This window comes from Brevundimonas huaxiensis (assembly GCF_014218725.1).
GTDB lineage: Bacteria > Pseudomonadota > Alphaproteobacteria > Caulobacterales > Caulobacteraceae > Brevundimonas > Brevundimonas huaxiensis.
Window position 1 is genome coordinate 353,481 of record NZ_JABBJE010000002.1, and the last position, 26,574, is coordinate 380,054.

General features: G+C 67.5%; 27 protein-coding genes, 1 tRNA gene, 1 pseudogene and 1 riboswitch. Of the genes and pseudogenes, 14 read left to right on the top strand and 15 right to left on the bottom strand.

All coding sequences use genetic code 11. The features are described 5' to 3' along the window. Window positions 1–57: 57 nt before the first annotated feature. Window positions 58–1,218 (top strand): glutamine-hydrolyzing carbamoyl-phosphate synthase small subunit, encoded by a 1,161-nt coding sequence (gene carA, locus HF680_RS06970; RefSeq protein WP_045809737.1) that lies wholly within the window; start codon window positions 58–60, stop codon window positions 1,216–1,218. A 4-nt stretch (window positions 1,219–1,222) separates the two neighbouring features. Then, window positions 1,223–2,167, top strand: a complete 945-nt coding sequence (locus tag HF680_RS15980; protein WP_231576550.1) for a hypothetical protein — start codon at window positions 1,223–1,225, stop codon at window positions 2,165–2,167. 10 nt (window positions 2,168–2,177) lie between these two features. On the opposite strand, the pseudogene galE reads toward HF680_RS15980, so the two are convergent. From galE to metX, 5 genes and pseudogenes are all read right to left on the bottom strand, one after another. Beyond that, window positions 2,178–3,167: pseudogene (gene galE, locus HF680_RS06975) on the bottom strand (UDP-glucose 4-epimerase GalE); the annotation flags it as partial. A gap of 78 nt (window positions 3,168–3,245) precedes the next feature. Further along, a complete protein-coding gene (locus HF680_RS06980) occupies window positions 3,246–3,512 on the bottom strand; it encodes a hypothetical protein (RefSeq protein ID WP_039244738.1) in 267 nt (88 codons plus the stop codon). A gap of 216 nt (window positions 3,513–3,728) precedes the next feature. Further along, window positions 3,729–3,803, bottom strand: a tRNA-Glu gene (locus HF680_RS06985). A gap of 52 nt (window positions 3,804–3,855) precedes the next feature. Then, on the bottom strand, window positions 3,856–5,034 hold the full coding sequence (gene metB / locus HF680_RS06990) for a cystathionine gamma-synthase (protein ID WP_185224534.1): 1,179 nt from the start codon (window positions 5,032–5,034) through the stop codon (window positions 3,856–3,858). After that, window positions 5,031–6,083, bottom strand: a complete 1,053-nt coding sequence (metX, locus tag HF680_RS06995; RefSeq protein ID WP_185224535.1) for a homoserine O-succinyltransferase MetX — start codon at window positions 6,081–6,083, stop codon at window positions 5,031–5,033. Before metX ends, metB begins: the two co-directional genes overlap by 4 nt. Window positions 6,084–6,158: 75 nt before the next feature. After that, a riboswitch (SAM riboswitch) is annotated at window positions 6,159–6,275 on the bottom strand. Between the two features lie 187 nt (window positions 6,276–6,462). Between metX and HF680_RS07000 the strand changes: the two genes are divergently transcribed. From HF680_RS07000 to HF680_RS07015, 4 genes are all read left to right on the top strand, one after another. Next, a complete protein-coding gene (locus HF680_RS07000; RefSeq protein WP_168189957.1) occupies window positions 6,463–6,603 on the top strand; it encodes a hypothetical protein in 141 nt (46 codons plus the stop codon). Between the two features lie 102 nt (window positions 6,604–6,705). Further along, window positions 6,706–8,457 (top strand): amino acid kinase family protein, encoded by a 1,752-nt coding sequence (locus HF680_RS07005; protein ID WP_185224536.1) that lies wholly within the window; start codon window positions 6,706–6,708, stop codon window positions 8,455–8,457. Window positions 8,458–8,461: 4 nt separating this feature from the next. After that, window positions 8,462–9,415 (top strand): homoserine kinase, encoded by a 954-nt coding sequence (gene thrB, locus HF680_RS07010; protein ID WP_185224537.1) that lies wholly within the window; start codon window positions 8,462–8,464, stop codon window positions 9,413–9,415. Between the two features lie 93 nt (window positions 9,416–9,508). Then, entirely contained in the window at window positions 9,509–9,823 is a 315-nt protein-coding gene (locus tag HF680_RS07015) for a CsbD family protein (RefSeq protein WP_185224538.1), read from the top strand. Between the two features lie 7 nt (window positions 9,824–9,830). On the opposite strand, the gene thrC is transcribed toward HF680_RS07015, so the two are convergent. Continuing rightward, window positions 9,831–11,264 carry a threonine synthase gene (gene thrC, locus HF680_RS07020; protein WP_317134010.1) on the bottom strand — a complete coding sequence of 478 codons (1,434 nt, stop codon included), beginning with the start codon at window positions 11,262–11,264 and terminating at the stop codon, window positions 9,831–9,833. 184 nt (window positions 11,265–11,448) lie between these two features. Between thrC and HF680_RS07025 the strand changes: the two genes are divergently transcribed. Next, window positions 11,449–12,393 carry a retropepsin-like aspartic protease gene (locus HF680_RS07025; RefSeq protein ID WP_185224540.1) on the top strand — a complete coding sequence of 315 codons (945 nt, stop codon included), beginning with the start codon at window positions 11,449–11,451 and terminating at the stop codon, window positions 12,391–12,393. Window positions 12,394–12,397: 4 nt separating this feature from the next. Here the strand turns inward: HF680_RS07025 and pgm are convergent, their stop codons facing one another. The 3 genes from pgm to HF680_RS07040 form a co-directional block, all read right to left on the bottom strand. After that, window positions 12,398–14,035, bottom strand: coding sequence for a phosphoglucomutase (alpha-D-glucose-1,6-bisphosphate-dependent) (gene pgm, locus HF680_RS07030; RefSeq protein WP_185224541.1), 1,638 nt, complete (start codon window positions 14,033–14,035; stop codon window positions 12,398–12,400). Between the two features lie 36 nt (window positions 14,036–14,071). Next, on the bottom strand, window positions 14,072–14,923 hold the full coding sequence (gene ypfJ / locus HF680_RS07035; protein WP_039244150.1) for a KPN_02809 family neutral zinc metallopeptidase: 852 nt from the start codon (window positions 14,921–14,923) through the stop codon (window positions 14,072–14,074). A 79-nt stretch (window positions 14,924–15,002) separates the two neighbouring features. Beyond that, the gene (locus HF680_RS07040) at window positions 15,003–15,392 is read right to left on the bottom strand and encodes a hypothetical protein (protein ID WP_185224542.1); all 390 of its coding nucleotides are present in this window, start codon (window positions 15,390–15,392) and stop codon (window positions 15,003–15,005) included. 106 nt (window positions 15,393–15,498) lie between these two features. Between HF680_RS07040 and HF680_RS07045 the strand changes: the two genes are divergently transcribed. Beyond that, window positions 15,499–16,065, top strand: a complete 567-nt coding sequence (locus HF680_RS07045) for a type 1 glutamine amidotransferase domain-containing protein (RefSeq protein WP_185224543.1) — start codon at window positions 15,499–15,501, stop codon at window positions 16,063–16,065. A gap of 14 nt (window positions 16,066–16,079) precedes the next feature. Here the strand turns inward: HF680_RS07045 and HF680_RS07050 are convergent, their stop codons facing one another. Beyond that, window positions 16,080–16,730 carry a class I SAM-dependent methyltransferase gene (locus HF680_RS07050; RefSeq protein ID WP_045809749.1) on the bottom strand — a complete coding sequence of 217 codons (651 nt, stop codon included), beginning with the start codon at window positions 16,728–16,730 and terminating at the stop codon, window positions 16,080–16,082. A gap of 186 nt (window positions 16,731–16,916) precedes the next feature. Between HF680_RS07050 and HF680_RS07055 the strand changes: the two genes are divergently transcribed. Genes HF680_RS07055 through HF680_RS07065 form a run of 3 tightly spaced genes read left to right on the top strand, consistent with a single transcriptional unit; the run spans window position 16,917 to window position 18,518 of the window. Beyond that, window positions 16,917–17,324 (top strand): hypothetical protein, encoded by a 408-nt coding sequence (locus tag HF680_RS07055; protein WP_045809750.1) that lies wholly within the window; start codon window positions 16,917–16,919, stop codon window positions 17,322–17,324. Continuing rightward, on the top strand, window positions 17,321–17,521 hold the full coding sequence (locus tag HF680_RS07060; RefSeq protein ID WP_039244155.1) for a helix-turn-helix transcriptional regulator: 201 nt from the start codon (window positions 17,321–17,323) through the stop codon (window positions 17,519–17,521). The genes HF680_RS07055 and HF680_RS07060 overlap by 4 nt, the downstream gene beginning before the upstream one ends. Window positions 17,522–17,558: 37 nt before the next feature. Beyond that, on the top strand, window positions 17,559–18,518 hold the full coding sequence (locus HF680_RS07065) for an alpha/beta fold hydrolase (protein ID WP_185224544.1): 960 nt from the start codon (window positions 17,559–17,561) through the stop codon (window positions 18,516–18,518). 174 nt (window positions 18,519–18,692) lie between these two features. On the opposite strand, the gene HF680_RS07070 is transcribed toward HF680_RS07065, so the two are convergent. The 5 genes from HF680_RS07070 to HF680_RS07090 all read right to left on the bottom strand — a co-directional run bounded on the left by HF680_RS07070 (window position 18,693) and on the right by HF680_RS07090 (window position 22,571). Beyond that, window positions 18,693–19,529, bottom strand: a complete 837-nt coding sequence (locus HF680_RS07070; RefSeq protein ID WP_205196084.1) for a DUF3298 and DUF4163 domain-containing protein — start codon at window positions 19,527–19,529, stop codon at window positions 18,693–18,695. 22 nt (window positions 19,530–19,551) lie between these two features. Continuing rightward, a complete protein-coding gene (locus HF680_RS07075) occupies window positions 19,552–20,583 on the bottom strand; it encodes a UbiA family prenyltransferase (RefSeq protein ID WP_185224546.1) in 1,032 nt (343 codons plus the stop codon). A gap of 268 nt (window positions 20,584–20,851) precedes the next feature. Next, the gene (locus tag HF680_RS07080; protein ID WP_185224547.1) at window positions 20,852–21,634 is read right to left on the bottom strand and encodes a GIN domain-containing protein; all 783 of its coding nucleotides are present in this window, start codon (window positions 21,632–21,634) and stop codon (window positions 20,852–20,854) included. Then, complete coding sequence (locus HF680_RS07085) at window positions 21,631–22,230, bottom strand: DUF1700 domain-containing protein (protein WP_045809754.1); 600 nt, start codon at window positions 22,228–22,230, stop codon at window positions 21,631–21,633. Before HF680_RS07085 ends, HF680_RS07080 begins: the two co-directional genes overlap by 4 nt. After that, window positions 22,227–22,571 (bottom strand): PadR family transcriptional regulator, encoded by a 345-nt coding sequence (locus HF680_RS07090; protein WP_039244893.1) that lies wholly within the window; start codon window positions 22,569–22,571, stop codon window positions 22,227–22,229. Before HF680_RS07090 ends, HF680_RS07085 begins: the two co-directional genes overlap by 4 nt. 260 nt (window positions 22,572–22,831) lie before the next feature. Here HF680_RS07090 and coxB point away from each other — a divergent pair, with 260 nt between their 5' ends. The 3 genes from coxB (at window position 22,832) to cyoE (ending at window position 26,572) form a co-directional block, all read left to right on the top strand. Then, window positions 22,832–23,818 carry a cytochrome c oxidase subunit II gene (coxB, locus tag HF680_RS07095; RefSeq protein ID WP_185224584.1) on the top strand — a complete coding sequence of 329 codons (987 nt, stop codon included), beginning with the start codon at window positions 22,832–22,834 and terminating at the stop codon, window positions 23,816–23,818. 17 nt (window positions 23,819–23,835) lie between these two features. After that, window positions 23,836–25,518: a cytochrome c oxidase subunit I gene (gene ctaD / locus HF680_RS07100; protein ID WP_017505719.1), complete on the top strand. Its 1,683-nt coding sequence runs from the start codon at window positions 23,836–23,838 to the stop codon at window positions 25,516–25,518. 88 nt (window positions 25,519–25,606) lie between these two features. After that, the gene (gene cyoE / locus HF680_RS07105; protein ID WP_185224548.1) at window positions 25,607–26,572 is read left to right on the top strand and encodes a heme o synthase; all 966 of its coding nucleotides are present in this window, start codon (window positions 25,607–25,609) and stop codon (window positions 26,570–26,572) included. Window positions 26,573–26,574 lie beyond the last annotated feature (2 nt).

Below are 26,574 nucleotides of genomic sequence, written 5' to 3' on the forward strand. Positions count from 1 at the left end.
CGCCGCCGTTTGCCTTCGGCCTTCGTATCGGCCGGATTCGATTTTAGGAGCGCGCCCATGACGACGAAGATTCTTCCGGGCGCCACCGGCGTTCTCGCGCTCGCGGACGGCACGATCCTGCAGGGCGTCGGCGTGGGCGCCGTCGGCTCGGCCCTGGGCGAGGTGGTCTTCAACACCGCCATGACCGGCTATCAGGAAATCCTGACTGATCCGTCGTACATGAGCCAGATCCTGGCCTTCACCTTCCCGCACGTCGGCAATGTGGGGACCAATGTCGAAGACATCGAGCAGATGGGCGGCGGGTCCGACACCTCGGCGCGCGGCGCCATCTTCCGCGACGTTCCGACCGATCCGGCCAATTATCGCTCGGACGCCAGTTTCGACGACTGGATGAAGCGGCGCGGCGTCGTGGGTCTGGCCGGGGTGGACACCCGCGCCCTGACCAAGATCATCCGCGACAAGGGCGCGCCACACGCCGTCATCGCCCACGACCCGGACGGAAACTTCGACCTGGAGGCCCTGGTCGCCCAGGCCAAGGGCTGGACCGGGCTGGTCGGTCTGGACCTGGCCAAGCCCGCCTCGACCCTGCAGGCGTTCGAATGGAACGAGGGTCTGTGGGACTGGCCGGAAGGTCATCCGAAGACCGAGGGCCGCAAGGACGTGGTCGTCATCGACTACGGCGTGAAGCGCAACATCCTGCGCGCCCTGGCCTCGACTGGCGCGCGCATCACCGTGGTCCCGGCGACGACGACGGCGGAAGAGGTTCTGGCCCGCAATCCCGACGGCGTGGTTCTGTCCAACGGTCCGGGCGATCCGGCTGCGACAGGCGAATACGCCGTGCCTGAAATCCAGAAGCTGGTCGCCAGCGGCAAGCCCTTGATGGGCATCTGCCTGGGCCACCAGATGCTGGCCCTGGCCCTGGGCGCCAGGACGGTGAAGATGGATCAGGGCCACCACGGCGCCAACCATCCGGTCAAGGATCTGACCACCGGCAAGGTCGAGATCGTGTCGATGAACCACGGTTTCACCGTCGATCGCGACAGCCTGCCCGACGCGGTGACCGAGACCCACGTCAGCCTGTTCGACGGCACCAACTGCGGCATCGCGGTCAAGGACAAGCCGATCTTCAGCGTCCAGCACCACCCTGAGGCCTCGCCCGGCCCGACCGACAGCCTGTATCTGTTCGACCGGTTCGCCGATCTGATGGGCGATCGCTGACGCCATGAAACAGGGGGCGGTTCGGTCGGACTATCTGGACTGGCTGGCCGAGGCGTTCGAGGTCGCTCGCCGGTTTACGCCCCTGCCGGACGGTGATGTCGTCGTCGGCTACGCCACCGGATACGACGCGGCCGATATCGCGCCCTTCGTCCTGTCGCTGCGGGCCGTGTTCGAGGGTCCTGTGGCTCTCGTCGTCGATGCTGAACCGGCCCTGCGCGCCTTTCTGGCCCAGCATCGGGTGACCGCCGTCGATGCGCCGGTCTGGCGCGGATGGGCGCCGCATCCGGTGATGCAGCGGTTCGTGGCCTTCGCTGGTTTGCTGGGCGAGCGGCCCGGCGCGGCCCTGGCCTGCGACGTGCGCGATGTGATCTTCCAGGCGCCGCCCTTCGATCCGGCGCCGAAGGAGCTTGAGGCCTATGTCGAGGCCGAGACGCCGCTGGCCGATCATGCCTTCAACATGAAGTATCTGCGCGCCCTGTTCGGGGAGGCCCAAGCGCGGCAGCTGGCCGACAAGGCCTGTCTGTGCGTCGGCACCCTCGTCGGGCCACGCGCGGAGGTCTCGCGGCTGTCGCGACTGATCCTGTCGCTGGCGGCGACGCCGCGGTCCGAGATCGGCGGGGCGTTCGGCGCCGATCAGGCGGCCTTCAACATGGCGATCCATCAGGGTCTGACGGCGATGACCGTTCGTCCCAACTACGGGCGCGTGGCGACCCTGGGCCTGACGCCCGGCGAGATGCTGAGGTTCGAGGGGGGCAAGGTCGTCAATCCGGACGCCAGCGTCAGCCCCATTGTCCATCAGCATGATCGCCATCCGCATCTTGAAGCGCCGGTCCATGCGCTGTGGGGTGGAGGGCTGGAGCTGCGTCGGCGGGTAAGGCCCAAGTCGGCGGGGCAGAAGTTCGAAAAGCTGAAAGCCTCGCTGCGCCGCCGGATGCCCGAACTGCGATGACCCGGCTGTGCCAGGCCCAGGCGCTGGCGACGATGGAAGGCAGGTCCGACTGGCGTGGCGCAAAGCCCAGCGCCTGACGGGCCAAGGTGATGTCCGACACAAGATGCGACGGGTCGCCCGCACGGCGCGCTCCGGCTGCGTCGGGCAGTCGAAGGCCGCTGTGCGCCGTGATGGCCTCAAGCACCTGCCGCACCGAATGGCCGCGACCGGCGCCCAGATTGCAGGCGAAGAAGCCGCGTCGGTCGCCGAGCAACTGGGTCAGGGCGGCAAGGTGGCCCTGAGCCAGGTCGCAGACGTGGACATAGTCGCGCACCGCCGTGCCGTCGGGTGTCGGATAGTCGATCCCATGAACGGCGAAATCGTCGATCTGGCCGCGCAAGGCCATCATGGCGCGCGGGATGAGATGGGTCTCGACCGGCCGATCTTCGCCGATCAGGCCTGACGCCGAGGCGCCGCTGGCGTTGAAATAACGCAGCGCGATCACATTCAGCCCGTGCGCGGCGCTGGCGTCCGACAGGATCTGTTCGCAGCCCAGTTTGGAGCGGCCATAGGGGGTGACGGGCGCCAGCGGCGTCGCCTCGGTGATCGGATCGCCGCCGGGATCGCCATAGACGGCGCAGGTGCTGGAAAAGACCAGCCGGTTCACGCCCGCCGTTCGCATCCCGCCCAACAGGCCGAACAGACCGCCGACATTGTTGCGGTAATAATCCAGCGGCGCGCGCACCGACTCCGGGACCACTGACGAGCCGGCGAAATGCATGACGGCGCAGATATCGTGGGCGATCAGGGTGTGGCGCACCTTGTCCGCGTCCCAGACATCGCCCTCGACCAGCGGCCCCCAGCGCACGAACCGGCGCCGGCCGGTCGACAGGTTGTCATAGGTGACGGGCCGATAGCCGGCGGCCGCCAAGGCCTCGCACACATGGGCGCCGATATAGCCCGCGCCGCCTGTGACCAGGATCGCCTTCGCAGATGTCAGCGCCGATCCGACTTCGCCCATCCGCACTTGTCGGATACCAACGGTCGGTAAATCAACCCCAAATCACCGCCATGGGTATTCAGAGGTGTGAAGCGACTGTCAGGGGATCGGCGAGAAGCTGCGTTCTTCCCGCAGGGCGCTGGCTTTCCGGACGGCGATCGGTGCGGCATGCAGCCAGTAGTCGGCGTCTTCGAGACGCTGCTCTCTGCGGCGCTCTAGTCCGCGCAGGCGGCGCAGGGCGGCGTTCTGGAGAAGGCGCGCATGCAGGGCGCGGGGCGACAGTTCGGCGATGGCGGGAGAGCCGGGGACGGCGACGGCGTCGGGGCCTTTGGGCTCCACCGCCGGGCGGGCGATGGCGATAAACATGAGGATCTCGGTGCAGGAGGGAGAGGCGCTTCTGCGCCGAGCTAACGATGGGTTAACCACAGTCCCTGTGGATAGTTCCTGACTCCGTCCGAAAAAAGTCCATGAATCGAGAGGCTTACTGCCCGCTTCCGGACAAAATGGTTACCGAAATCTTAATCCGGGGTCGGAGCGTTCGCTCGACAATGTCCGGGAAGGGCGCTGCAGAGGCGCCGCCGGTGGCAGTCCCTAGGGGAGTCGAACCCCTCTTTTCAGGTTGAAAACCTGACGTCCTAACCGATAGACGAAGGGACCGCGGCCGGGGCGGCGCATGTGCCCCGGTTCGGCTCCTCCTGCAAGCAAAAAGTTACGCGGCCGCAGCGGTTGCGGGCACGAGGGCGTCCAGCGCCGGGAACAGGTCGGCGATCAGGTCCTCGACATGCTCCAGACCCACCGACAGGCGCACCAAACCATCGCCGATGCCGGCCGTTGCGCGCTGTTCCGGCGTCATGGCGGCGTGGGTCATGGTGGCCGGGTGGGCGATCAGGCTTTCAACGCCGCCCAGCGATTCCGCCAAGGTGAAGATTTCCAGCGTCTCGACCAGATCGCGCACGGCGTCCGTGCCGCCTTGCAGTTCGAAGCTGAGCATGGCGCCGGGGCCGGCCTGCTGGGCCGCGACCAGGACGTGGTTGGGGTGCGACTTCAGGCCCGGATAATGGACGGCCTTGACCGCCGGGTGGGCGGCCAGCTTTTCGGCGATCTTGCCCGCCGTGGCCTGCTGCCGCTCGATCCGGGCGAACAGGGTGCGCACGCCGCGCAGGGTCAGATAGGCGTCGAAGGGCGAGCCGGTCACGCCGGTGCAGTTGGCCCACCAGGCCAGGGTCTGGTGATCCTCGGCGTCGGCCGAGATGACCGCCCCGCCGACCACGTCCGAATGGCCGTTGATGAATTTGGTGGTCGAGTGGACCACGAAGTCGGCGCCCAGCTTGATCGGGTTCTGCAGCGCCGGCGACAGGAAGGTGTTGTCGCACACGACCTTGGCGCCCGCCGCATGGGCGCGAGTGCAGATGTCGGCGACGTCCACCAGACGCAGCAGCGGGTTGGACGGGGTCTCGACCAGCACCAGCTTGGGCTTCTGCGCCAGAGCGGCCTCGAAGGCGACGGGATCGCTCTGATCGACCAGCAGCAGTTCGAAATGCCCCTTCTTCGCGCGGGCGTTCAGCAGGCGACAGGTGCCGCCGTAACAGTCGTGCGGGGCGATCAGCAGATCGCCCGGCTCCAGCAGGGTCAAAGGCAGGTCGACCGCCGCCATGCCGGTGGCGGTGATGACGCAGCCGGCGCCGCCCTCCAGCTCGGCCAGGGTCTCGGCCAGAACGTCGCGGGTCGGATTGCCCGAACGGCTGTAGTCGTACTTCCGCTTCTGATCGAAGCCGGCGAAGGAATAGTTGGACGACAGATACAGCGGCGGCATGACCGCGCCGTGGGCCGTGTCCGTATCCACGCCCGTGCGGGCGGCGATGGTGTGCGGATTGGCGATACGGGTCATGCTTTGATGTCCTTCAAGGCGGCGCGGAGGATGTCGCCGACGAAGGCGTCCTCCTTCAGAAAGGCGTCGTGGCCATAGAGCGAGGGCGCCTCGACGAAGCGCCACAGGGTCGGCAACCGCGCGGCCAGTTCGCGGATGTCGTCGATCGGCACCAGCCGGTCGGAGGTGAAGCCGATCAGGGTGACGGGGGTCGTGATGGCCTCGGGCGTCACGCTGTGGCGGTCCAGGGAATCGGACATCGACAGCCAGCGCGCCGGGGTGGTGTGGGTGCGGTAGGCCTGACCCCGCGCCGTCAGATAGTCGCAGACGGGATAGGCGCCGCCGACCGCGCTGGGCGCCGTGGTGTCGAAGCGGTCGTCGAACTCCTCGGCCGTGCGATAGGTGGTCATGGCCAGTTCGCGGGCCAGGGCGACGCCTTCTTCCGGACGGCCGGCGGCGACGGCGAACTGCAGGATGCGGCGCTGGATGCCGCGCCAGGCGGTGGCCTGAGGATGGGCGCGGTGGGCGGCCGACACGATGATCAGCTGCTCGGCCCAGTCGGGGAACAGTTCGGCGAAGGCCAGGCCGACCATGCCGCCGTAGGAGCAGCCGACGAAGGCGGCGACGCGCTCGATCTTCAGATGGTTCAGCACCAGGGCAAGCAGGCGGGCCTGGTCCTGCGTGGTGATGGTGACGGCCTTGTCCAGGAACTCGGCGCCGGGGGCGAAATCGACGGCCAGAACTTGCAGGCGGCTCAGATCGATGGGCCCGCGCACCGAAACGGCGCCCGACCACCAGCCCAGGCCGTTGGTTTCCGTCCGGTGGACGAAGCGGCCGGCCGAGATGCCGCCGGCGACCACGACGACCGGCGCGCCGATCCGGCCATGCAGGCGGCCGACGATATTGGGCTGGTTCAGCTTTTCGCCCGAGGCGAGGCGGAAGTCGGCGGGAATGGGAACGATGACGTCGCGGGCGCCGCCGCGCTCACGCGTCGGTTCGCGGACAGGGGTGATGGCTGTCGCGCGGCGACAGTCGGGGTCTTCGAGCAGGGTGGTGTCGGCCAGGGTCATCGTCGTTCCGCATCGTTCTCGCTCAGCAAGTCTCGATGCGGTGACAGAGCGTGGAGCGTCGTCTCGTCGATGCTCCACTCATCTCTCGCGACCCCGAAGGACCCCGCAGGAGTTGGCACCGTTTCGAGCTGTGAGACCCGATGGTTGCCCCAGCGTCAAAGGGCCTAATCCCTCGGCTGGTCTTGATGAGTGACTTTACGTTGATGATCCGGGCGGCGCCGGTCAAGCGAAAAATTCAACCTCATTGATGACATCTGTCGACGCCGTGGGGGTGAAAACGCACCATAAGCGTCTTGTCGTGAAAAAATAATCCACGACGACTTGACAGAGCGGGGGTCGTCCGATCACCCTGACATCAGATTTCAACCGGACCTGCCCTGTGCAACAGCGCTCGCTCATCGCCGAAGTTTCAACCGTCGCCGGCCTCGCCGCGACGCGTTTCGGCATGATCCTCGGCGGCGCGATTATCGGCGGCACCACCGGCACCACCACCATGCCCGAACGGGCGGGACGAGTTTAGCGCGCCGAACCTCGGCAACCGCAGAACCCGAACCCCGCCCGGTCCGCCAGGCGGGGTTTTTCTTTTCACCCCACCCCATCCCGACCTTTCCCGAGAACCCCGATGTCCGCCCAACTCGCCGTCGTAGAAAAATCCGAAAGCCTCGATCCCAGCAGTCAGCCTTCACCAGACAGGGTTGGGCCCGAGGTCGTGGTGCTGAAGTTCGGCTCGTCCATCCTGCGCAGCCCGGCCGAGGCGCCGCTTGTCGCCTCGGCCGTCTACGGCCATGTGCGTGCGGGCCGAAAGGTGGTGGCGGTGGTCTCGGCCTTCGGCGGGGCGACGGACCGGTTGCTGGGCGAGGCGAGGGCGCTGGGTCTGGCCCATTCCAACGACCTGCTGCCCGGCTATGTGGCCCTGGGCGAGGAGAAGTCGGCGGCGCTCGTGGCCATCGCCTGCGACCGGATCGGCCTGGACGCCTGCGCCCTGTCGGTGCGCGAACTGGGCATCGTGGCGGAGGGCGAGCCGGAGCATTCGCGACCCTGCGGCCTGCGACCCGACCATCTGAAACAGGCGCTGGATCGGCACGAGGTGGTGGTGGTGCCCGGGTTCGGCGCGGTGCGGCCGGACGGCAAGGTGGCCTTGCTGGGACGGGGCGGATCGGACCTGACGGCGGTGTTCCTCGCGGCCGAGCTGGGGCTGAAAAAGGTGCGGTTGGTCAAGGATGTGGACGGCCTCTATGACCACGACCCCAATGACAAGACGGCCCCGGCCCTGCGCTATCGCCGCGCCTCCTGGGACGTGGCGCGCAAGCTGGGCGGCGCTCTGGTCCAGCATGACGCCATCGACCTGGGCGAAAGCCGGGGGGTCGAGATCGAGGTGGCGGCGCTGGATCGCGCCGACGGCACGGTCATCGGCGACAAGTCGGCGCCGCCCGGCCCCGCGCCCGCCCTGCCGCCGCTGAAGGTCGCGGTCGCCGGGTGCGGCGTGGTCGGCGGCGGCGTTCTGGCCAAGCTGCTCGACGATCCTCGCTACGAGGTCGTGGGCGTGCTGGTGCGCAATCCGAAGAAGGCCCGCGACGTGGACTGTCCGGCCTCGTTGTTCACCTCCAACCCGGCGGACCTGTGGGCCAGGAAGCCCGACATCGTGCTGGAGGCCCTGTCGGAAGGCGAGGCGGGCCACGCGGTGATCCGCGCCGCGCTCGAGGCCGGCTGCGATGTCGCCAGCGCCAACAAACAGGCCGTCAGCCGCGATCCGGGCGGGCTGCAAGACCTGGCGAAAGCCAATGGCCGACGCATCTTCTGGTCGGCCTCGGTCGGGGGCGGATCGCCGATGATCGAGACGGTGCGCGCGGCCCGTGCGGCCGGCGAGGTGGTCGGCTTCGAGGCGGTGCTGAACGGCACGGTCAACTTCATGCTGGAGCGGTTGGGCGACGGCGCGGCCTTCAACGAAGCCTTGGCCGACGCGCGCGCGGCGGGCTTTGCGGAGGAGGACCCGTCCTCGGATCTGGAAGGTTTGGATGCGGCGGCCAAGGTGCGACTGCTGTGCCATGAGGCGTTCGGCCGCTCGCCCGACGGCGACGTGCCGCGCGACCACCTGACCGAAGCGACCTCGGCCGCCGGCGGGGTGCGCCAGATCGGCGCGGCTCATCTGAAGGACGGGGTGATCCGCCCGTCGGTGTCGCTGAACGCCGACCATGGCGATCCGCTGTTCTCGACCCTGCGCGGCGAGGGCAATGCGTTGAAGGTTTATGGCGCCGACGGCCGCGTCTGGCGCTGCCGGGGCCGGGGCGCCGGGCGTTGGGCCACGACCGAGAGCATCATGGCGGACCTGGCCGAGATCGTGCGTGCACGCCGCGCCGATGCGGGCCTAAACTAGAGCCATGGCCGTCTTCACCCCCGTTTCCATCGCCGACGCCCAGGCGTTCCTGGTCGGCTACGACATCGGCGAGGTGGTCGAGCTGACGGCCATCGCCGAGGGTGTGGAGAACACCAACTATCGGCTGGACACGACACGCGGTCGGTTCGTCCTGACCCTGTTCGAGGGTCGGACGGACGAGGCGTCGCTGCCGTTCTGCCTGGGGCTGACGGCGCATCTGGCGGCGCGCGGCTTTCCTTGCCCGACGCCGATCGAGGACCGGTCGGGAGCCTGGCTTGGACGACTGAACGGCCGGGCGGCGGCGGTGATCGAATGGAAGACCGGCGCCTGGCTGCGCACGCCGTCATCGGCCGATCAGGCGGCGGCCGGCGCCGTGCTGGCGAGGCTTCATCTGACGGCGGCCGACTTCGATCTGAAACGGGTCAATCCGGTCGGGCCGGCCATGTGGCGTCGGTTGGTCGATCGCTGCGCCGAGGGGGAAGAGCGGTCGTCCGACGCGGATCGCGCGTTGTTGAGACAGGTCCAGGCGACGCTGGCGCGCTTGGGCGATCCCTTTACGACCGATCTGCCGGGCGGGGCGATCCATGCCGACTATTTCCCCGACAATTTGCTGTTCGAGGACGGCGCCGTTTCGGCGGTGATCGACTTCTATTTCGGCTGCACCGGCGCCTTCGCCTATGACCTCGCCATCGCCCTGTCGGCCTGGGGTTTCGACGCAGAGGGGCGGGCCATGCCGGACGCCCTGGCGGCCTTCCAGGGCGGCTATGAGTCCGTGCGGCCGCTGAACGCCGCCGAGCGGGAAGCCTTGCCGCGCCTGGGCGAAGCGGCGGCCCTGCGGTTCACTGTGACACGGCTGCATGACCGCATTTTCCACGATCCCGCCAATCTGGTGACGCCCAAGGATCCGGCGGTCTTCCTGCGTCGGATGGACCACTGGCGCGCGACCGAGCCGGCCTGAGGCGCCTGCGCGGCTTCGTCGCTGGAACCGAAAGCTTGGCCGGGATTTTGATGGTGCAACGGCGAAGTCCGCCGCTCCCCGAGGACGAAGATCATGACTGACGAAACCATCAACGGCGCCGCCTCGCAGGCGCAAGGCAAGTTCCAAAAAGGCGTCGGCAAGTTGGTCGGCGACCAGAAGATGCAGGTCGAAGGCGCCTATAACGACGCCAAGGGCCGCTCGCTGGAAACCTTCGGCAAGGCGATGGATTCGGTCGATCGCCTGGTCGAAAAGGTCCCCGCCGACTACCGCGACAAGGCCCGCGCCGTCGCAGCCGAAGCGCGCAAGCGTCCGCTGGTCACGACCCTGTCGGTCGCCGGCGTCGGCCTGCTTCTGCTGCGCGCCCTGACCGGCGGCGGTCGTCGCTAAGACGTGTCTAGTGGCGGTCTGAAAAGGCCGCCACGGCGTCACGCGTCGCGTCCATCGTCCCATCGACGATCGTCAACCGCTCGGGCTTGTCGCCCAGGGCGGCGATGACGTTTGCGGGTTCGGGTTCGAAGCCCAGGACGTTCGAGACGAAGTCGCCGAACTTGGACGGGTGGGCGGTGGACAAAGCGACGACGGGGCCTTTCGAGCGGTCCTGGCGACGCGCGGCGGCCAGCGCCACAGCCGTGTGCGGGCACACGACGCGCTCCCAGGCCTGATGGGCGTGGGCGATCTCGGCGCGCGTCTCGTCCTCGTCGATGGAGACCGCCGAGACCTGGTTGCGCAGGGCGGTGAGAAGGTCCGGATCGAAGGCGACGGCGCCGTCGCGGGCAAAGGTTTCGAACACCCCGCGCGTCGCCTCGGCGTCGCGGCTCGTCGCCTCGAACACCAGCCGCTCGAAGTTGGACGGCGCCTGAACATCCATGGAGACGCTGCCGCTTTCGACCGCCGGACGGCGCGAATACAGGCCGTCGTTCAGCGCGCGGGCCAGGGCGTCGTTCTGGTTCACCGCCGCGACGAAGCCTTCGGACGGCAGGCCCATTTTCGTAGCGGCGATGCCGGCGAAGGCGTCGCCGAAATTGCCCGTCGGCACGACGAAGGTCGCGGCTCCGCCCAACTGGGCCGTGGCGGAAACGTAGTAGGGGATTTGGCCGGCCAGCCGCGCCCAATTGATCGAATTGACCGAAGACAGGCGGCCGCGTTCACGCAAGGCCTCGTCGGCCAGCAGGCCCTTCACCAGACGCTGGCAGTCGTCGAAATCACCGCGGACGGCCAGGTTCAGGACATTGTCGGCCTCGACCGTCGTCATCTGTTTGCGCTGAACCGGCGAGACGCGGTCCAGCGGGTGAAGCACGACCAGATCGACCGACTTGGCGCCGGCGAAGGCGCGCACGGCGGCGGCGCCGGTGTCGCCCGAGGTGGCGGTCAGAATGGTCAGGCGCTCGCCCGAGGCGGCCAGGGCCTCGTCCGTCAGGCTGGCGACCAGCTGCATCGCCAGGTCCTTGAAGGCGGCGGTCGGGCCGTGGAACAGCTCCAGCACGAACAGGCCCGGCTCCAGCTCGACCAAAGGCGTAACCAGCGGATGGTCGAACCCGGCGGTCAGTCGGTCCAGCGCGCGCTCCAGCGCGCCGTCGGGCAGGGCGTCGCCGATGAAGGGGGCGATGGCTCGCAGCGCGATCGCCTTGTAGTCGGCCGTTCCGGTCCAGGCGGCGGGCGACAGGCTGGGCCAGGCGGTCGGCATATAGAGGCCGCCGTCGGGCGCGATGCCGCGCAGCAGGGCGTCGGCGAAACCGGTTTCGGAAGATTGGCCTCGGGTCGAGACGTAGCGGGCGCTGGAGGTGCTCATGACGCCGATGGTCGTAGCCAGACGAGGCGGCGGCGTCACCCGCTTTCTGGATGATTTTGTCGGGTTTTCGCGGGCTGTGGCCCGACAATCCGCGTCCGGGCGTAGAAGTGGTGGTTCAGGCGCATATTTTTGCCGCCTTGTGTGCAATGTCGTCGGTCCTGCCTGAGGGGTTGCGACATCGCCCCGCTGGCGCGGATCGCCGCGACGGTCCATGTCAGGAACCATGAGACGACGCGATCTTCTGATCCGGCTGGGGCTGGTCGCCGGCGGGGTGGGCGGCGCCTGGTGGCTGCGCGACCATGTGGTCTGGCGCGGGCCGACGGTCGCCTTCGCCGCGAACGGCTCCAGCGGCTGGCTGCCCTATGCCGAGCCGCGCGCGCCGACCCCGACGGTCGAGGTGATGGTCAACGGACAGACCGTGCGGGCCCTGATCGATTCCGGGGCGCAGTATTCGGTCATTGATCGGTCGCTGGTCGAGCGGCTGGGCCTGACCAACGTCTTCAACATCCCGATGGTGGCTTACGGCGTCGGCGGCGACGCGCAGGTCGGACGCGGGACGACGCTGGATGTGGCGATCGGCGGCTTGCGGCTGACCGGATTACGCGCGGCGATCCTCGGCCTGGGCCCGCTGGCCGGCGATCAGGGATTGGGCGCGGCGCTGATCTTGGGGCAGGACGTGCTGCGCGAACTGGTACTGGAGCTGGATACGGCCGAGCATCGGGTCCGGTTCCTGCCGCGCGAGGGCTGGACGCCGCCGTCGTCGCTGAAACCTGTGCCGGTGACGCGCGCGGGCAAGGCCTTGCAGGCGGGCATCACCCTGGAAGGGGCGACGGTCAGTGCGGTGATCGACACCGGCGCCTCGGCCGTGCTGGCCGTCACGCGCGAGACGGCCGAGGCCGCCGGACTGCTGGACGGGCGCGAACGCACGCCGGGCCAGAGCATCGTCCTGGGCGGCACGGTGCGCGCCGAGACCGTCGTCGTGCGCACCCTGACCATCGGCGACGAACTGTATCGTCAGGCGGCGGTCGCCATCTATGACGACGTCGCGGTGCCGGGCTTCCCCAAGGCCCTGATCGGCATGGCCGCTTTCGAGAACCGCCGGCTTGCACTGGACCTGGGCGGCCCCGGCCTGTTTGTCGAACGGCCGATGGAGATCACGGTCGGCTAGGCGATCAGCCCGCCAGAGCCGTCTCCACAACGGTCCTGGCCTCGGCCTGGACGGTCGCCAGGTGGTCGGGGCCGAGGAAGGATTCGGCGTAGATCTTGTAGACATCCTCGGTGCCCGAGGGGCGGGCGGCGAACCAGGCGTCGGCGGTGACGACCTTCAGTCCGCCGATGGCCTCGCCGTTGCCGGGCGCCTTCGTCAGGATGTCGGTGATCGGCTGACCGGCCAAGGTGGTCGCGGTCACGTCAGAGGGGCTGAGGGCGGCAAGCCGGGCCTTTTCCGCGCGATTGGCCGGAGCATCGACGCGGGCATAGGCGGGGGCCCCGTACTGGTCGGTCAGGCCGGCGTAGAGCTGGCTGGCGCTGCTTCCCGTGCGGGCCTGGATCTCGGCGGCCAGCAGGCACAGCAGGATGCCGTCCTTGTCGGTCGTCCACACCGTGCCGTCGTGGCGCAGGAACGAGGCCCCGGCCGATTCCTCGCCGCCGAAACCGACGGTTCCGTCCAAGAGGCCGGGCACGAAATGTTTGAAGCCGACGGGAACTTCCAGCAGGCGGCGACCCAGGCCGGCGACGACTCGGTCGATCATGGACGATGAGACCAGGGTCTTGCCCACCGCCACGTCCGCGCCCCAGCCGGATCGGTTGGCGAACAGATAGGCGATGGCGGTGGCCAGGAAATGGTTGGGGTTCATCAAGCCAGCGTCAGGTGTGACGATGCCGTGGCGATCCGCGTCGGCGTCGTTGCCGAAGGCGACATCATAGGCCGAGCCGCCCTTCATCATGCCGATCAGACCGGCCATTGCGCTGGGCGAGGAGCAGTCCATACGGATCTTGCCGTCGGCGTCCAGCGGCATGAAGGCCCAGCGCGCATCGACGGCGTCGTTGACGACGGTCAGGTCCAGTCGGTGGCGCTCAGCGATCTCGCCCCAATAGGCCACGGCCGCACCGCCCAGCGGATCGGCGCCGATGCGGACGCCGGCGTTGCGGATGGCGTCCAGGTCCAGCACGTTGGGCAGGTCGTCGATATAGGCGGGCAGGTAGTCGAACCGGCCCGCCGCCGCATGCGCCTGGGCGAAGGGAATGCGGCGCACCTCGGTAAGGCCACCTTCGATCAGCTGGTTGGCGCGGGCGGCGATGGCGGATGTGGCCTCGCCCCCGGCCGGGCCGCCGGAGGGGGGATTGTATTTGATGCCGCCGTCGCGGGGCGGATTGTGCGAAGGCGTGATCAGGACGCCGTCCGCTTGACGCGCATTCGCCCGGTTGTGGGTCAGGATGGCGTGCGAAACGGCCGGCGTGGGGGTGAAGCCGTCGCGGGCGTCGATCAGCACCTCGACCCCATTGGGGATCAACACCTCCAGCGTCGTGCGGAAGGCCGGCTCGGACAGGGCGTGGGTGTCGCGACCGAGAAAAAGCGGGCCGTCGACGCCCTGGGCTGCGCGGTATTCGGCGATCGCCTGGGCGATGGCCAGGATGTGCGCCTGATTGAAAGCGCCGTCCAGGCTGGAGCCCCGGTGGCCCGAGGTGCCGAAGACGACCCGCTGCTGAGGATCGCCCATGTCGGGCCGGGTCGTCTCATAGGCGCCGAGCAGGGCGTCGAGATCGATCAGGTCTTCGGGGCGTGCGGTCGTGCCGGCGCGGTCATGCATCGTCAGTCAATCAATCGTTCTGAAGGGGCGCTGCGATCAGGCGCCGCTGAAGGTGTCGCACGAGGCCGGGTCGCCCGACTGATAGCCGCGCTGCAGCCATTCGACGCGCTGCGCCGAAGAGCCGTGAGTGAAGCTTTCGGGCGAGACGCGACCGCCGCTGCGCCGTTGCAGGGTGTCGTCGCCGATGGCCTGGGCGGTCTTCATACCCTCTTCGATATCGCCGGGCTCAAGAGCGACCTGACCGTTGGAGACGGCCGAGGCGTTCCGGGCCCAGACGCCGGCGTAGCAGTCGGCCTGAAGCTCCAGCGCCACCGAATACTGATTGGCTTCGGCCTGACCCGAGGCGCGCTGCTGGGCTTGGCGAACCTGATCCGAGGTGCCGGTCAGTGTCTGGACGTGATGGCCGAACTCGTGGGCGATGACATAGGCGCGGGCGAAGTCGGCGCCCGAGGCCCCGAGCTTGTTCTCCATCTCCTGCCAGAAGCCGAGGTCGAGATAGACGGTCTTGTCGGTCGGGCAATAGAAGGGGCCCATGGCCGACTGGCCATAGCCGCAGCCGGTCGGCGTGCCTTGTTCGTAGATGACGACGTTGGGTCGCTGGTAGCCCTCAAGCTTCTGCGACCAGACATCATCGATGTTGGCGCCGATGACATCGACGAAACGACCGGCCTGATCCTTCGGCGTGCCGACCTGACCCTGCTGCTGCTCGGCGCCGACGCCGCCGAATTGGCTGGCGAGTTGAGTCGTGGTCGAAGGATCGATGCCGAAGACCAGATAGCCGATAATGGCCAGAACGCCGACGCCCAGGCCGCCGCCCGCGATGGCTCCGCCTCCTAGACCCCGTCGATCCTCGACGCCACCGCCCGTCCGTCCACCCTGCCAGCGCATGCCCTATCCCTCCGCCCGATCCTGGTTAAGCTAGGCAGGAACGCGGGTGCAAGGGAAGGGATGCGTCAGTTCGAACGCTTCATTGGGGGCGGGCAAGCCAGTTGTCGATCTGGCTCATGCCCTGGGCCGTCTGCTGGCGGCGTTCGGCGGCGGACTGGCGCAGGGCCCGCTCCTGCTCGGGGCTGTAGAGCGGGCGGGGCGGCAAGGTCTGGGCGACGGTCGGTTCGCGTGCGCCTTCGATGGCGCGCAGGCGAAGCTGGGTCTCGATCTGCTGTTGACGCGCCTGGTCCGCATTCGACTGCGCCTGAGAACGCAGACGATCGTTCTCGTAGCGGTGCTGGTCGGCGATAGCGGCGGGGACGCCCCCCGGATAGGCGCCGTAGGGTCGGCCGGCCTGCGGATAGGTCTGGGCCAAGGCCGGCGTGGTGGCAGCGGCCAACAGGGCGGTCAGGGTCAGGAGCGATCGCATGGACACGATGTGGGGACGCGGGTCATCGTCGCCAAGCGGAGCCGCAACCCTTTGAGTCTCTGTGGGTTCATCCCGCCGAACCCCCTTTACGAACGGAGCATTCCTCATGGCCCAATCCCTTTCCGGCAAGACCGTCGCCATCCTGGCGACCGATGGCGTCGAGCTGGTCGAACTGAATGAACCGATGAAGGCGCTGAAGGATGCGGGCGCGGTGGTCGAGATCGTGTCGTTGAAGGCCGGCGAGTTCCAGGGCTTCGACCATCTGACGCCGGGCGACAAGGTCACGGCCGACAAGGCCGTGGCGGCGGTCGACGCCTCGACCTATTCCGCCCTGCTGCTGCCAGGCGGCGTCGCCAACCCGGATTTGCTGCGCGCGGACGAGGACGCCGTGAAGTTCGTACAGGCCTTCTTCGACGCCGGCAAGCCGGTCGCCGCCATCTGTCACGCGCCCTGGCTGCTGATCGAGGCGGGCGTGGTCGAGGGGCGCACGATGACCTCGTTCGAAAGCATTCGCACCGACCTGAAGAACGCCGGGGCCAATGTGGTCAATGAGGCGGTGGTGGTGGATCAGGGCCTGGTGACCAGCCGCTGCCCCGACGACATTCCGGCCTTCAACGCCAAGATGATCGAGGAGTTCGCCGAAGGCCGCCACGAGGGGCAGGCCGCCGCTTAAAGGAGGCCGCCGCCTTAAGGCATCGCCCAGACGGAGGACCGCTTGATCTCCTGGTCCTCCAGCTCGCGCGACGTCGGGACGCGGTATTCGGCCAGAAAATCCAGGCCCGTGCGCGGGAAATAGGTGCGTCCCGGATCGCCGATCAGGACCCGCGTTCCCCTGGCGCGGGCCTGGGCCAGCCAAGAGAGCACGGCGTCAGTCATCGGACGCTCATAGCAGATATCGCCTGCGCAGATGACGTCCACATCCGGCGGGGCGGCCTCCAGCAGATTGGTCTGGGTGAAGTCCAGCGTCACGCCGTTCGCCGTCGCATTGGCGGCGACGGCGGCCTGACAGAAGGGATCGATGTCGGCGCACAGGACATGGGTCGCCCCCGCCTTCATCGCCGCCACGCCGACCAGACCCGAACCGGCTGCGAAATCCAGCACACGCTTGCCCGCGACCTCCTGCGGATGATCCAGCAGATACCGGCTCAGCGCCTGTCCGCCGGCCCAGGCGAAGGCCCAGAAGGGCGGCGGCACCCCCATCTCGCCCAGCTCTTCTTCCGTCAGCCGCCAGATCGGCGTGATCTCGTCCGCCAGCCACAAGGAAATCTCCGACGCGTGCGGCACGGGCTGAAGCCGGGTGTTGTCGCGGATGAAGGCGGCGGGATCGAGAACGGTCATTCCGGCTGGCGCGTAACAGTCTTCAGCACGCTGGCATAGCCCATGATGCGGCTGGGATGATTACCTTGCCGCGCGCAACGTCTCTCTCTCGCAGATGACGCTAAAATGTTCGGCGTTCCTGACAAAAAGTCAGGTTGACATGACGTTCGTCTGGTGTCAGGTTGTCCTTACAGAGGGAGACAAGACATGATGAAGGCATGGAATAGCGGCACGCCGGCCTATCGGCGCTATCTTATCCGCACGATGGCGTTCACGGCGCCTTACGTCGCGATTTGCGTGGCGATGATGACCACAGACGCCTTCGATGATCTGATGGGCAAGCCGGCGGCCTGGATCCTGGCGGCGGCGGTGGCTGCGCCGGTGATCGGTCAGATATGGGCGACATTGGCGCTGATGCGCGAGAGCGACGAGTTCGTGCGCGGCGTCACCGCCAAACAGTTTATCGTCGCCGCAGGACTGGCGATGGCCGTCGCCGCCTTCTGGGGCTTCGGCGAGAGTTTCGCCGGGGCGCCGCATATGCAGACCTGGCTGATCGTGCCGGTGTTCTGGGCGCTCTACGGCCTCGTTTCGCCCTTCATCCGGAGCAGCCGATGAAGAACCGTCTGAAGCTTCTACGTGTCGAACGCGGCTGGACCCAGGAACAGATGGGCCAGGCGCTGGGGGTCTCGCGCCAGGCGGTGATCGCCCTGGAGACCGAGCGGCACGATCCGTCGCTGGACCTCGCTTACCGGATCGCCGCCGTGTTCGAGCGGCCGGTCGAAGAGATTTTCGAAAACCCGCACGCGGGCTGACCGAAAAGTCAGAATAACCTTACAATTGGAGACTGTGATGTCGAACTTCATTCGCCCTTGCCGGGGCGTCTTCGCCCCATCGCGCCTTGCCATCATCCTGGGCGTCGTGATCGCCTGTGCTGTGGCCAGCGATCAGGCCCGCGCCCAAGCCGCGTCCCCTGCCGCGCCCCCTGTGGAGTCCGCCGCCGCGCCCTTTACCTCCGACCGGCTGTCGGTCGAGGTGGTGGGCCAAGGCCCTGACGTGATCCTGATCCCCGGACTGGCGTCTTCGCGTGAAGTGTGGCGAACGACGGCGGATCGGCTGAAGGCGACGCACCGCGTGCATCTGGTGCAGTCGGCCGGATTCGCCGGCGAACCCTGGACGCACGGCGACGGCCCGTTCCTGCAGCCCGTGGTGGACGAGATGGATCGCTATATCCGTCAAGCGAACCTGAACCAGCCGGCGGTCATCGGCCATTCCATGGGTGCGCTCGTCGGCCTGAGGCTGGCGCAGGCGCATCCCGAGGCCGTCGGCCGATTGATGAGCGTCGATAGCCTGCCTTTCTTTTCCGCCCTGTTTGGGCCTCAGGTCACGGCCGAGACGGCGCGCCCCTTCGCCGATCAGGCGGCCGGCAGCATCCTGAACACCCCGCAGGAGGCTTTCCGCAACGGCCAGACGCAGACAGCGGCGGGCTATTCTCGCAATCCGGCGACACAGGCGGACATCGTCGCCTGGTCGTTGGCGACCGACCGACACGCCATGGCCTCGGCGATGAAGGATGTCATGACCACCGATGCGCGGCCGGGGCTGGCGGACATGACAACGCCGGTGACGGCGCTTTACGCCGCCGATGCAGACGGCGGGGCGCCGGCGGCGATGGCCGATGCGATGTGGGCGCGAGAGTATGCGGCCTTGCCCGGCGTGAGCCTGATCCGCGTCGATGGATCGCGGCATTTCATCATGGCCGATCAGCCGGCGCGGTTCGCCGAACTGATCGACGCGTTTCTGGCGAAGTGAGCCTTGAAGATCCTCCCCCGAGTAGCGCAGCGAAACGGGGGAGGGGGACCGCGCGTAGCGTGGTGGAGGGGGCGAAAACCGCACGAATCTGAACTGGCGAGAGCAGTGATGCGTCCGCCCCCTCCACCACTTTGTGGTCCCCCTCCCCCGCAGGCGGGGGAGGATTTACAGGCGTCAGCCGTTCTTCGGCGTCACGTCGCCGGCCTTGACCGGGGCGCCGTCGAACTGGTCGGCGTAGGCGGGGTTGAGCAGGGCGCGGAAGACGCTATGCGGCAGGGCGATCCAGTAGGGGCCGTCGGAGTAGGGGCCGATCTGATAAGGCCCCAGCAGGAAGGTCACGCCGCCCGCCTTGCCCGGCGTCGTGCCCGGCGTCAGCACGAACGGTGTCGAGACGGCCTTGGGGCAGGTCCACATCTTGCCGTCCAGCGTCGCGGCCTCCGAGCCCGGCGAGCGGGCCTGTTTGGCGGCGTTGGCGGCGGCGCACAGGGCGTTGTCGAGGACCGACAGGTCGGCGCCCGGCCGGAACAGGTCGGCGAAGCCCAGTCGCTTGTTGGTCGTCTTGTCCCAGATCACGGCGTCGAAGCTGGTGTTGGGATGGGCGCCGCCGGTGAACTCGAAATCGGTGCGGGCCAGGCTGACCAGTTTGCCGGTCTCGGCGCCCGGCGCGAAGGCGATGGTCTTTTCATAAGGATTCGGGCCGCCGCCGGCCTCGCTGAGATCGGCCTGGGCGCCTTCCTCGAACTGCTTCAGGTCGCGCACCGTGTCGGCATAGAGGGCGGCGTGCAGGGCGGGCGTGGTCTTGATCGCCTGGGGCAGGGTCAGTTTGACGGCGGCATAGGGGGTCTTGCTGTCATAGCCGACGGGGGTGTTCGACACGGCCGGCGCAGCGGCTGGAGCCGGCGCGGCCGGCGCCTGGGCCTTGTCTTCCTTGCGCTGGCAGGCGGCCAGAGATGCGGAAAGCGTGGCGGCGACAGCGGCGGACAACAGCAGGGTGCGGGCGGTGCGCGACATGGGAAACTCCATCATCGGGGGATCACAGGGAGATAGAGCCAAGAGCGATGGCGGCCAGCAGGATGACGCCGGCCTCGCGATTGGACTTGAACAGTTTCAGCGCCAGGGCGCCGTCGTTGCGGTCCAGCCGTATGACCTGACACGCCAGATGGACGGCGTAGGCGATCAGGCCGATCCAGAACAGCGGACCGAGATTTGCGGACAGGCCCGTCAGCGCAGCGAGCAAAACTGCCAGACCATAGAAGACCGCCACGCCCGGCCGCACGGCCGAGGCCAGGCGGCGGGCCGAGGATTTCACGCCGATCATGGCGTCGTCCTCAATGTCCTGAAGCGCATAGATGGTGTCGTAGCCCAGCGTCCAGAAGACGCCGCCGATCCACAGCAGGACAGCGGGAAGATAGGCCTGCCAGGTCAAGTCGATCGCATGGCCGCTGTCGCTGGCCGGGGACCACAGAAAGGGCCGGAACGCGCCCGCGAGATCGGGGGGCAGCAGCAAGGCGGCCGCCGCCAAGGGCAGGGCGGCGGCGAACCCCATCAGGGCCCCCCAGTTGAACGTCAGGCCCAGCCAGGCCTGGGGCCACCAGGTGATCCGCTTCATGAAGGGATAGGCCGCGACCAGGGCCAGCGACCCGACGCCCAGCCCGATGGCGACGGTCGGCAGAGTCAACAGGATCAAAAGGCTAATCAGGCTGCATCCCACCACGAAGGCCCAGGCCTGTTTGACGCTGATCCGGCCAGACGGGATGGGTCTCTGGGCGGTGCGGGCGACCTGGGCGTCGAAATCCCGATCGACGATGTCGTTGAAGGCGCACCCGGCCGCCCGCATCAGACAGGCGCCGATGCCGAAACCGATAAACAGCCACAGATCGTAGAGACCCGGCGCCTGCCGATACTGCGCCAGGGCCAGGGCGATCCCCTGCCAGCCGGGCAGCAGCAGCAGCCAGATGCCGATGGGCCGATCGAACCGCCCCAGCTTCAACCACGGCTTCAGCTCCTCCGGCGCATGCCGATCGACCCAGTTGGCGCCGGCGTCGGGGAGAGGAGCGAAAGTCATGCGGCTGACTTAGCGCGTAGGGCCCGAGGGGTGAAGGCGTGACCCCTTCTTTCGTCATCCTCCGGCGAGCACAGCGAGACCGGGGGACCCAGCGGCGCGCGGCAGCGCGAACCTGTCGAGCAATCCCTGTTTAACGAGAGTGCAGCAGAAGCATCGCCTTCGGCGCCGCTGGGTCCCCCGGTCTGCGCCGCAAGCGGCTTGCCGGAGGATGACGAAAGAAAAAGGGGCTGGTGAACCCAGCCCCTTTCCACGGTGGTCGTTGTGACCGTCAGTCCTGATAGACGTCGCCGGAGCCGGAGACCGTGCTGTTCAGGTTGGCGGGGCGGGTGGCCAGGGCCACGTCGCCGGAGCCGGCGATGGCGACTTTGACGTCGCCGGTCGGGGCGATGCGGGCGTCGCCGGAGCCGGCGACGTCCACCCAGGCGTCGCGGGTCGCCAGATCGCCGAGGGACGCATCGCCCGAGCCGGCGATGTCCAGCTTCAGCGCGTCGGTGCGACCCGAGGCGGTGACCTCGGCCGAACCGGCGATGTCGACCGTCAGCGAAGGCTGGTCATAGCCGGTGATCTGCAGGTCGCCCGAACCCTTGGTGTTGAAGCGGTTCACCTTGGGCGCGGTGATGACGACTTTCAGCTCGTCGCGCTCCGAGCGGGCGGAGAAGTTGCCGTTGTCCCAGCCGAACACCACCCGCTCGTCGCCGTCGCCCAGATCGAGGCGGCCGTCGACCAGACGGACCCGGTCGGTCAGACCCTTGGGGCCGGTGATGACGACGGTGTTGGCGTCACCCTGGACATAGTCGACGTCGATGCTGGAATCGACGGTCAGGGTCTCGCCGCCGGTCCAGGGCAGGGTGCGGGTGGTCAGAGGGCCGAGATCGTCGGTCCCGCCGCCCTTGACCCGCTCGAAGCGGATGGTCTCACCGTCCTGGTCCTTGATGGTCCAGGCCCAGCCGTGGCGCTGGAGGTCGTGGCCGCCGATCGCCAGCGCGCCGCCGACGGTGACCAAGCACAGCACCAGGGCGGCGCCGGCGATGATGAACAGGGTGCGGATCATGCCGAAGCTCCCGAGGTCGAGGTGGATTGAACGCTGGTCGGCTCAAGCGCCGGCTTCAGCAGGCGGTAGTGCAGGCGGGCGAACCAGACGACGCCGTTGACCAGCCAGATGGTGAAGATGGTCAGCAGGGCGCCGATGAAGACGGCGCCGGCCATCAGGCCCAGACCCATCAGGATCGCCGCGAACGGCCCGCCGGGGAAGCCGGCGAAGGGGCCCGCAACCATGATCACGCCGCCTGCGATGAACAGGCCGATAGCGGCGAGGAAGAAGCCAAACACGGTCCCGATCACGCCCATCAGCAGGGGCAGAAGGATCAGGATGTCCAGCGCCCCCAGGCCCAGGACCGCGAAGACGGCGCCGGCGGCGGCGGAGGGGTTCTTCTCCTGATGCCAGCGCTGGATGCCGGCCTCGGCCTTGAGCTCGCGAGCCAGGCGGACCGGATCGCCCAGCGCGGAGGCGACCTCGGCCTCGGTGCGGCCGGCGGCGATGCCGTCGTCGAAGTGGGTCTGATAGTCGGCGATGATGTCGTTGGCGGTCGTGGTCGGCAGGCCGACGAGGCCTTCCTTCAGACGATCGATGAATTCGGCGCGCGTCATTGAGCGGCTCCCTGATCGGCGTCGTTCGCCACGATGGCGTCGACGGCCTTGGTGAAGGCGGACCATTCGGCAGTCTGGGCGGCGAGGGCCCCCCGGCCCGCTTCGGTCAGTCGATAGTATTTGCGTGACGGCCCGGCGGAGGATTCGACGAGATAGGTCTCGACCTGTCCTTCGGACTGCATGCGGCGCATCAGGGGGTAGATCGTGCCTTCCCCCATATCGATCGCGTCCGACAGGCGGCTGGCGATCTCGTAGGCGTAGCTGTCCGCCCGGTTCAGAAGGGCCAGGACGCAAAGCCCCAACACGCCCTTCTTCAGCTGTATCTCGATAGTTTCTGGCACCTCGGCTCTCCCGTTGATGACCATTGACTACGGCAAGGTATCTTGTGATGCAAGGTATCTATCGAAACATGACAGCGATTTAATCGAGGCCGGCTGAAGGCGGCTTTGCGGCGTGGGCGCCGTTGATCGCTTGGCAAGCCGAAAGCGATCCGATAGGTGACCGAGAACGCCGGGCGTGGGAATCGCGCCAGCGTGATCTCTTGCGAGCCATTCGCAAGTATCTGCTGCATAACGGTTTTATGGGGAAGTCTCATATGGGGATGGGCAAGCGAGCCCAAGGGACGTTGAAGAAGGCCGCGACTTGCGCGTCCTCCATCGTTCTGGGCGCCGGACTGGCGATGTTCGCTGCGGCGCCGACGTGGGCGCAGGACCTGATGGGTCAGCCGACCCCGGGGGGCATTACGCTGCAGCCGGCGGCGTCGCCGCTGAAGCATGATGCGCACTTCTTCCACGACGTGATCCTGATGCCGATCATCACGGCCATCACCCTGCTGGTGCTGGGCCTGCTGGCGCGGATCGTGTTCCGCTACAACAAGAAGGCCAATCCGACGCCCGCGCGCTGGAGCCACAACACCACGATCGAGATCATCTGGACCGTGTTGCCGGTGCTGATCCTGGTCTTCATCTCCCTGTTCTCGTTCCGCCTGCTGTTCGCCTATCACGACATGCCGTCGCCGGACCTGACGGTGAAGGTGACCGGCAACCAGTGGAACTGGGCCTATGAGTATCCGGACCAGGGCGTCGCGGAATACATCTCCAACATGCTCCCGGAAGAGGAAGCCAAGGCCAAGGGCGTGCCCTATCGTCTGGCCGCGACCGAGCCGATGGTCGTGCCGGTCGGCAAAACGGTGCAGTTGGTCATCACCGCCTCGGACGTCATCCACGCCGTCGCCCTGCCGGCGTTCGGCCTGAAGACCGACGCCGTTCCCGGCCGCATCAACACCACCTGGTTCAAGGCCGAGCGCACCGGCGTCTTCTATGGCCAGTGCTCGGAACTGTGCGGCGTCGACCACGCCTTCATGCCGCTGGAGATCCGGGTCGTGACCCAGGCCCAGTTCGAACAGTGGATCGCCTCCAAGGGCGGCTCGATGACGCCCAAGGTCGCCGCGCCCGCCGCAGCCGCCGCTCCGGCCGCAGCCGCGCCTGCGCCCGCCGCCGACGCCGCGACTCCGGTCGCCGCCCCCGTCGGCGCCACCGCCGACCAACCCGTTCCCGCCGCGGCGTCCGCCGCGCCGGCCGCCCAGTAAGAGGCGAACAGAGACACATGGCTGACGCTACCGTAACCCGCGACGCGACCCACATCGGTCACGCTCACGACGATCATCACCACGACCACAAGCTGGGCTTCTTCACCCGCTGGTTCCTGTCCACCAATCACAAGGACATCGGCACCCTGTATCTGATGTTCGCCATCATGGCGGGCATCGTGGGCGGCGCCCTGTCGGGCCTGATCCGCTGGGAACTGGCCGAGCCGGGCATCCAGATCTTCAAGGAAGGCTCGTCGATCCAGCTGCTGGGTCTCGTGGAGCAGTCCAAGCACGGCTATAACGCCGTCGTCACGGCCCATGCCCTGATCATGATCTTCTTCATGGTCATGCCCGCCATGATCGGCGGTTTCGGCAACTGGTTCGTGCCGATCATGATCGGCGCGCCGGACATGGCCTTCCCGCGCATGAACAACATCTCGTTCTGGCTGCTGGTCGCCGCCTGGTGCCTGCTGATCCTGTCGATGTTCACCGACGGCGGACCGGGCAAGGGCTTCGGCGGGGGCTGGACGGCCTATCCGCCGCTGTCGACCACGGGCCACGTCGGCCCCGCCTTCGATCTGGCCATCTTCGCCCTGCACGTCGCGGGCGCCAGCTCGATCCTGGGCGCGATCAACTTCATCACCACCATCCTGAACATGCGCGCGCCGGGCATGACGCTTCACCGGATGCCGCTGTTCGCCTGGTCGGTGCTGATCACCGCCTTCCTGCTGCTGCTGTCGCTGCCCGTGCTGGCCGGCGCCATCACCATGCTGCTGACGGACCGCAACTTCCACACCCACTTCTTCGATCCCGCCGGCGGCGGCGACCCGATCATGTACCAGCACCTGTTCTGGTTCTTCGGTCACCCGGAAGTGTACATCCTGATCCTGCCGGGCTTCGGCATCATCAGCCACATCGTCTCGACCTTCAGCCGCAAGCCGGTGTTCGGATATCTGGCCATGGCCTACGCCATGGTGGCCATCGGCTTCGTCGGCTTCATCGTGTGGGCGCACCACATGTACACGGTCGGCATGAGCATCAATCTGCGCGCCTATTTCATCGCCGCCACCATGATCATCGCGGTGCCGACGGGCGTGAAGATCTTCAGCTGGATCGCCACCATGTGGGGCGGCTCCATCAGCTTCAAGACGCCCATGCTGTGGGCGATCGGCTTCATCTTCCTGTTCACCGTCGGCGGCGTGACCGGCGTGGTCCTGTCGAACGCCGGCATCGATTACAGCCTGCACGACACCTACTATGTCGTGGCGCACTTCCACTATGTGCTGTCGCTGGGCGCCGTCTTCGCGATCTTCGCGGGCTTCTACTACTGGTTCGAGAAGATGTTCGGGGTGAAGTACAACGAGTTCCTGGGCGCGACCCACTTCTGGATCATGTTCGTGGGCGTGAACCTGGTGTTCTTCCCGCAGCACTTCCTGGGTCTGCAGGGCATGCCGCGTCGCTACATCGACTATCCGGAAGCCTTCACCCTGTGGAACCACGTCTCGTCGATCGGCTATGCCGTCACCGTCGTCGGCGTGATCGTCTTCCTGATCATGCTGGTTGAGGCGGCGATCCGTCGTCGCCCGGGCGTCGCCAATCCGTGGGGCGAAGGCGCCACGACCCTGGAGTGGACCCTGTCCTCGCCGCCCCCAGCCCACCAGTTCAACGAACTGCCGGTCATCAAGGCGGAAGAGCACTAAGCCTTTCCAGCGATATGAAATCGAAGGCCGCTCTTTCCGTCGGAAGGGGCGGCCTTCTTCATTTGGGTATGCTATGCGGCCCTCACCGATGACCGAAGTTCAGACTCGCCCCGCCATCTCGACCGCCCAGCCGGAGGATTTCTTCCAGCTGCTGAAGCCGCGCGTGATGTCGCTGGTGGTGTTCACCGCCGCGACCGGGCTGATCGTGGCGCCCGGATCGGTCAATCCGCTGGTCGCGGCCATCGCCATCCTGTGCATCGCCGTGGGGGCCGGGGCGGCCGGGGCGCTGAACATGGCGCTGGAAGGCGAGACCGACGCCCTGATGCGGCGCACGCGCGGCCGGCCGGTGGCGGCGGGGCGTGTGCGCAAGAACGACGCCATGGCCTTCGGCGTCATCCTGAGCCTGTTTTCGGTCATGCTGCTGGGGATGAACGCCAACTGGCTGGCGGCGGGTCTGCTGGCCATGACCATCGTCTACTATGCCGGCTTTTACACCCTGCTGCTGAAGCGCCGGACGCCCCAGAACATCGTCATCGGCGGGGCGGCGGGCGCCTTTCCGCCCGTGATCGGCTGGGCGGCGGCGACGGGCCATGCGCCGTGGCAGGCGTGGCTGCTGTTTCTGATCATCTTCCTGTGGACGCCGCCGCACAGCTGGGCGCTGGCGCTGTATTCGGCCGGCGACTACGCCAAGGCCGGCATTCCGATGATGCCGGTTGCAAAGGGCGCCAAGTCCACGCGGTTGCAGATCCTGCTCTACACACTGGTCTTCGTGCCGGTCGCGATCGCCCCGGCCTTCGCGGGGCTGGGGGGGATCATCTATCTGGTCGTGTCGGTCGCGGGCGGCCTGGGTTTCCTGGGACTGGCGGTGCGTCTCTATCGTTCGCGCGCGGGCGACGAGCCGGACAAGGCCGAGGCCGTGGGACGCGAGGCCGCATTGTATGACGTCAAGGTCCAAGCCAAACCGGCGCGGGACCTGTTCGCCTTTTCCATCCTCTATCTGATGGCGCTGTTCTCGGCGCTGCTGGTCGAGGCCCTGTCCGGTCTGGGAGCGTAAAA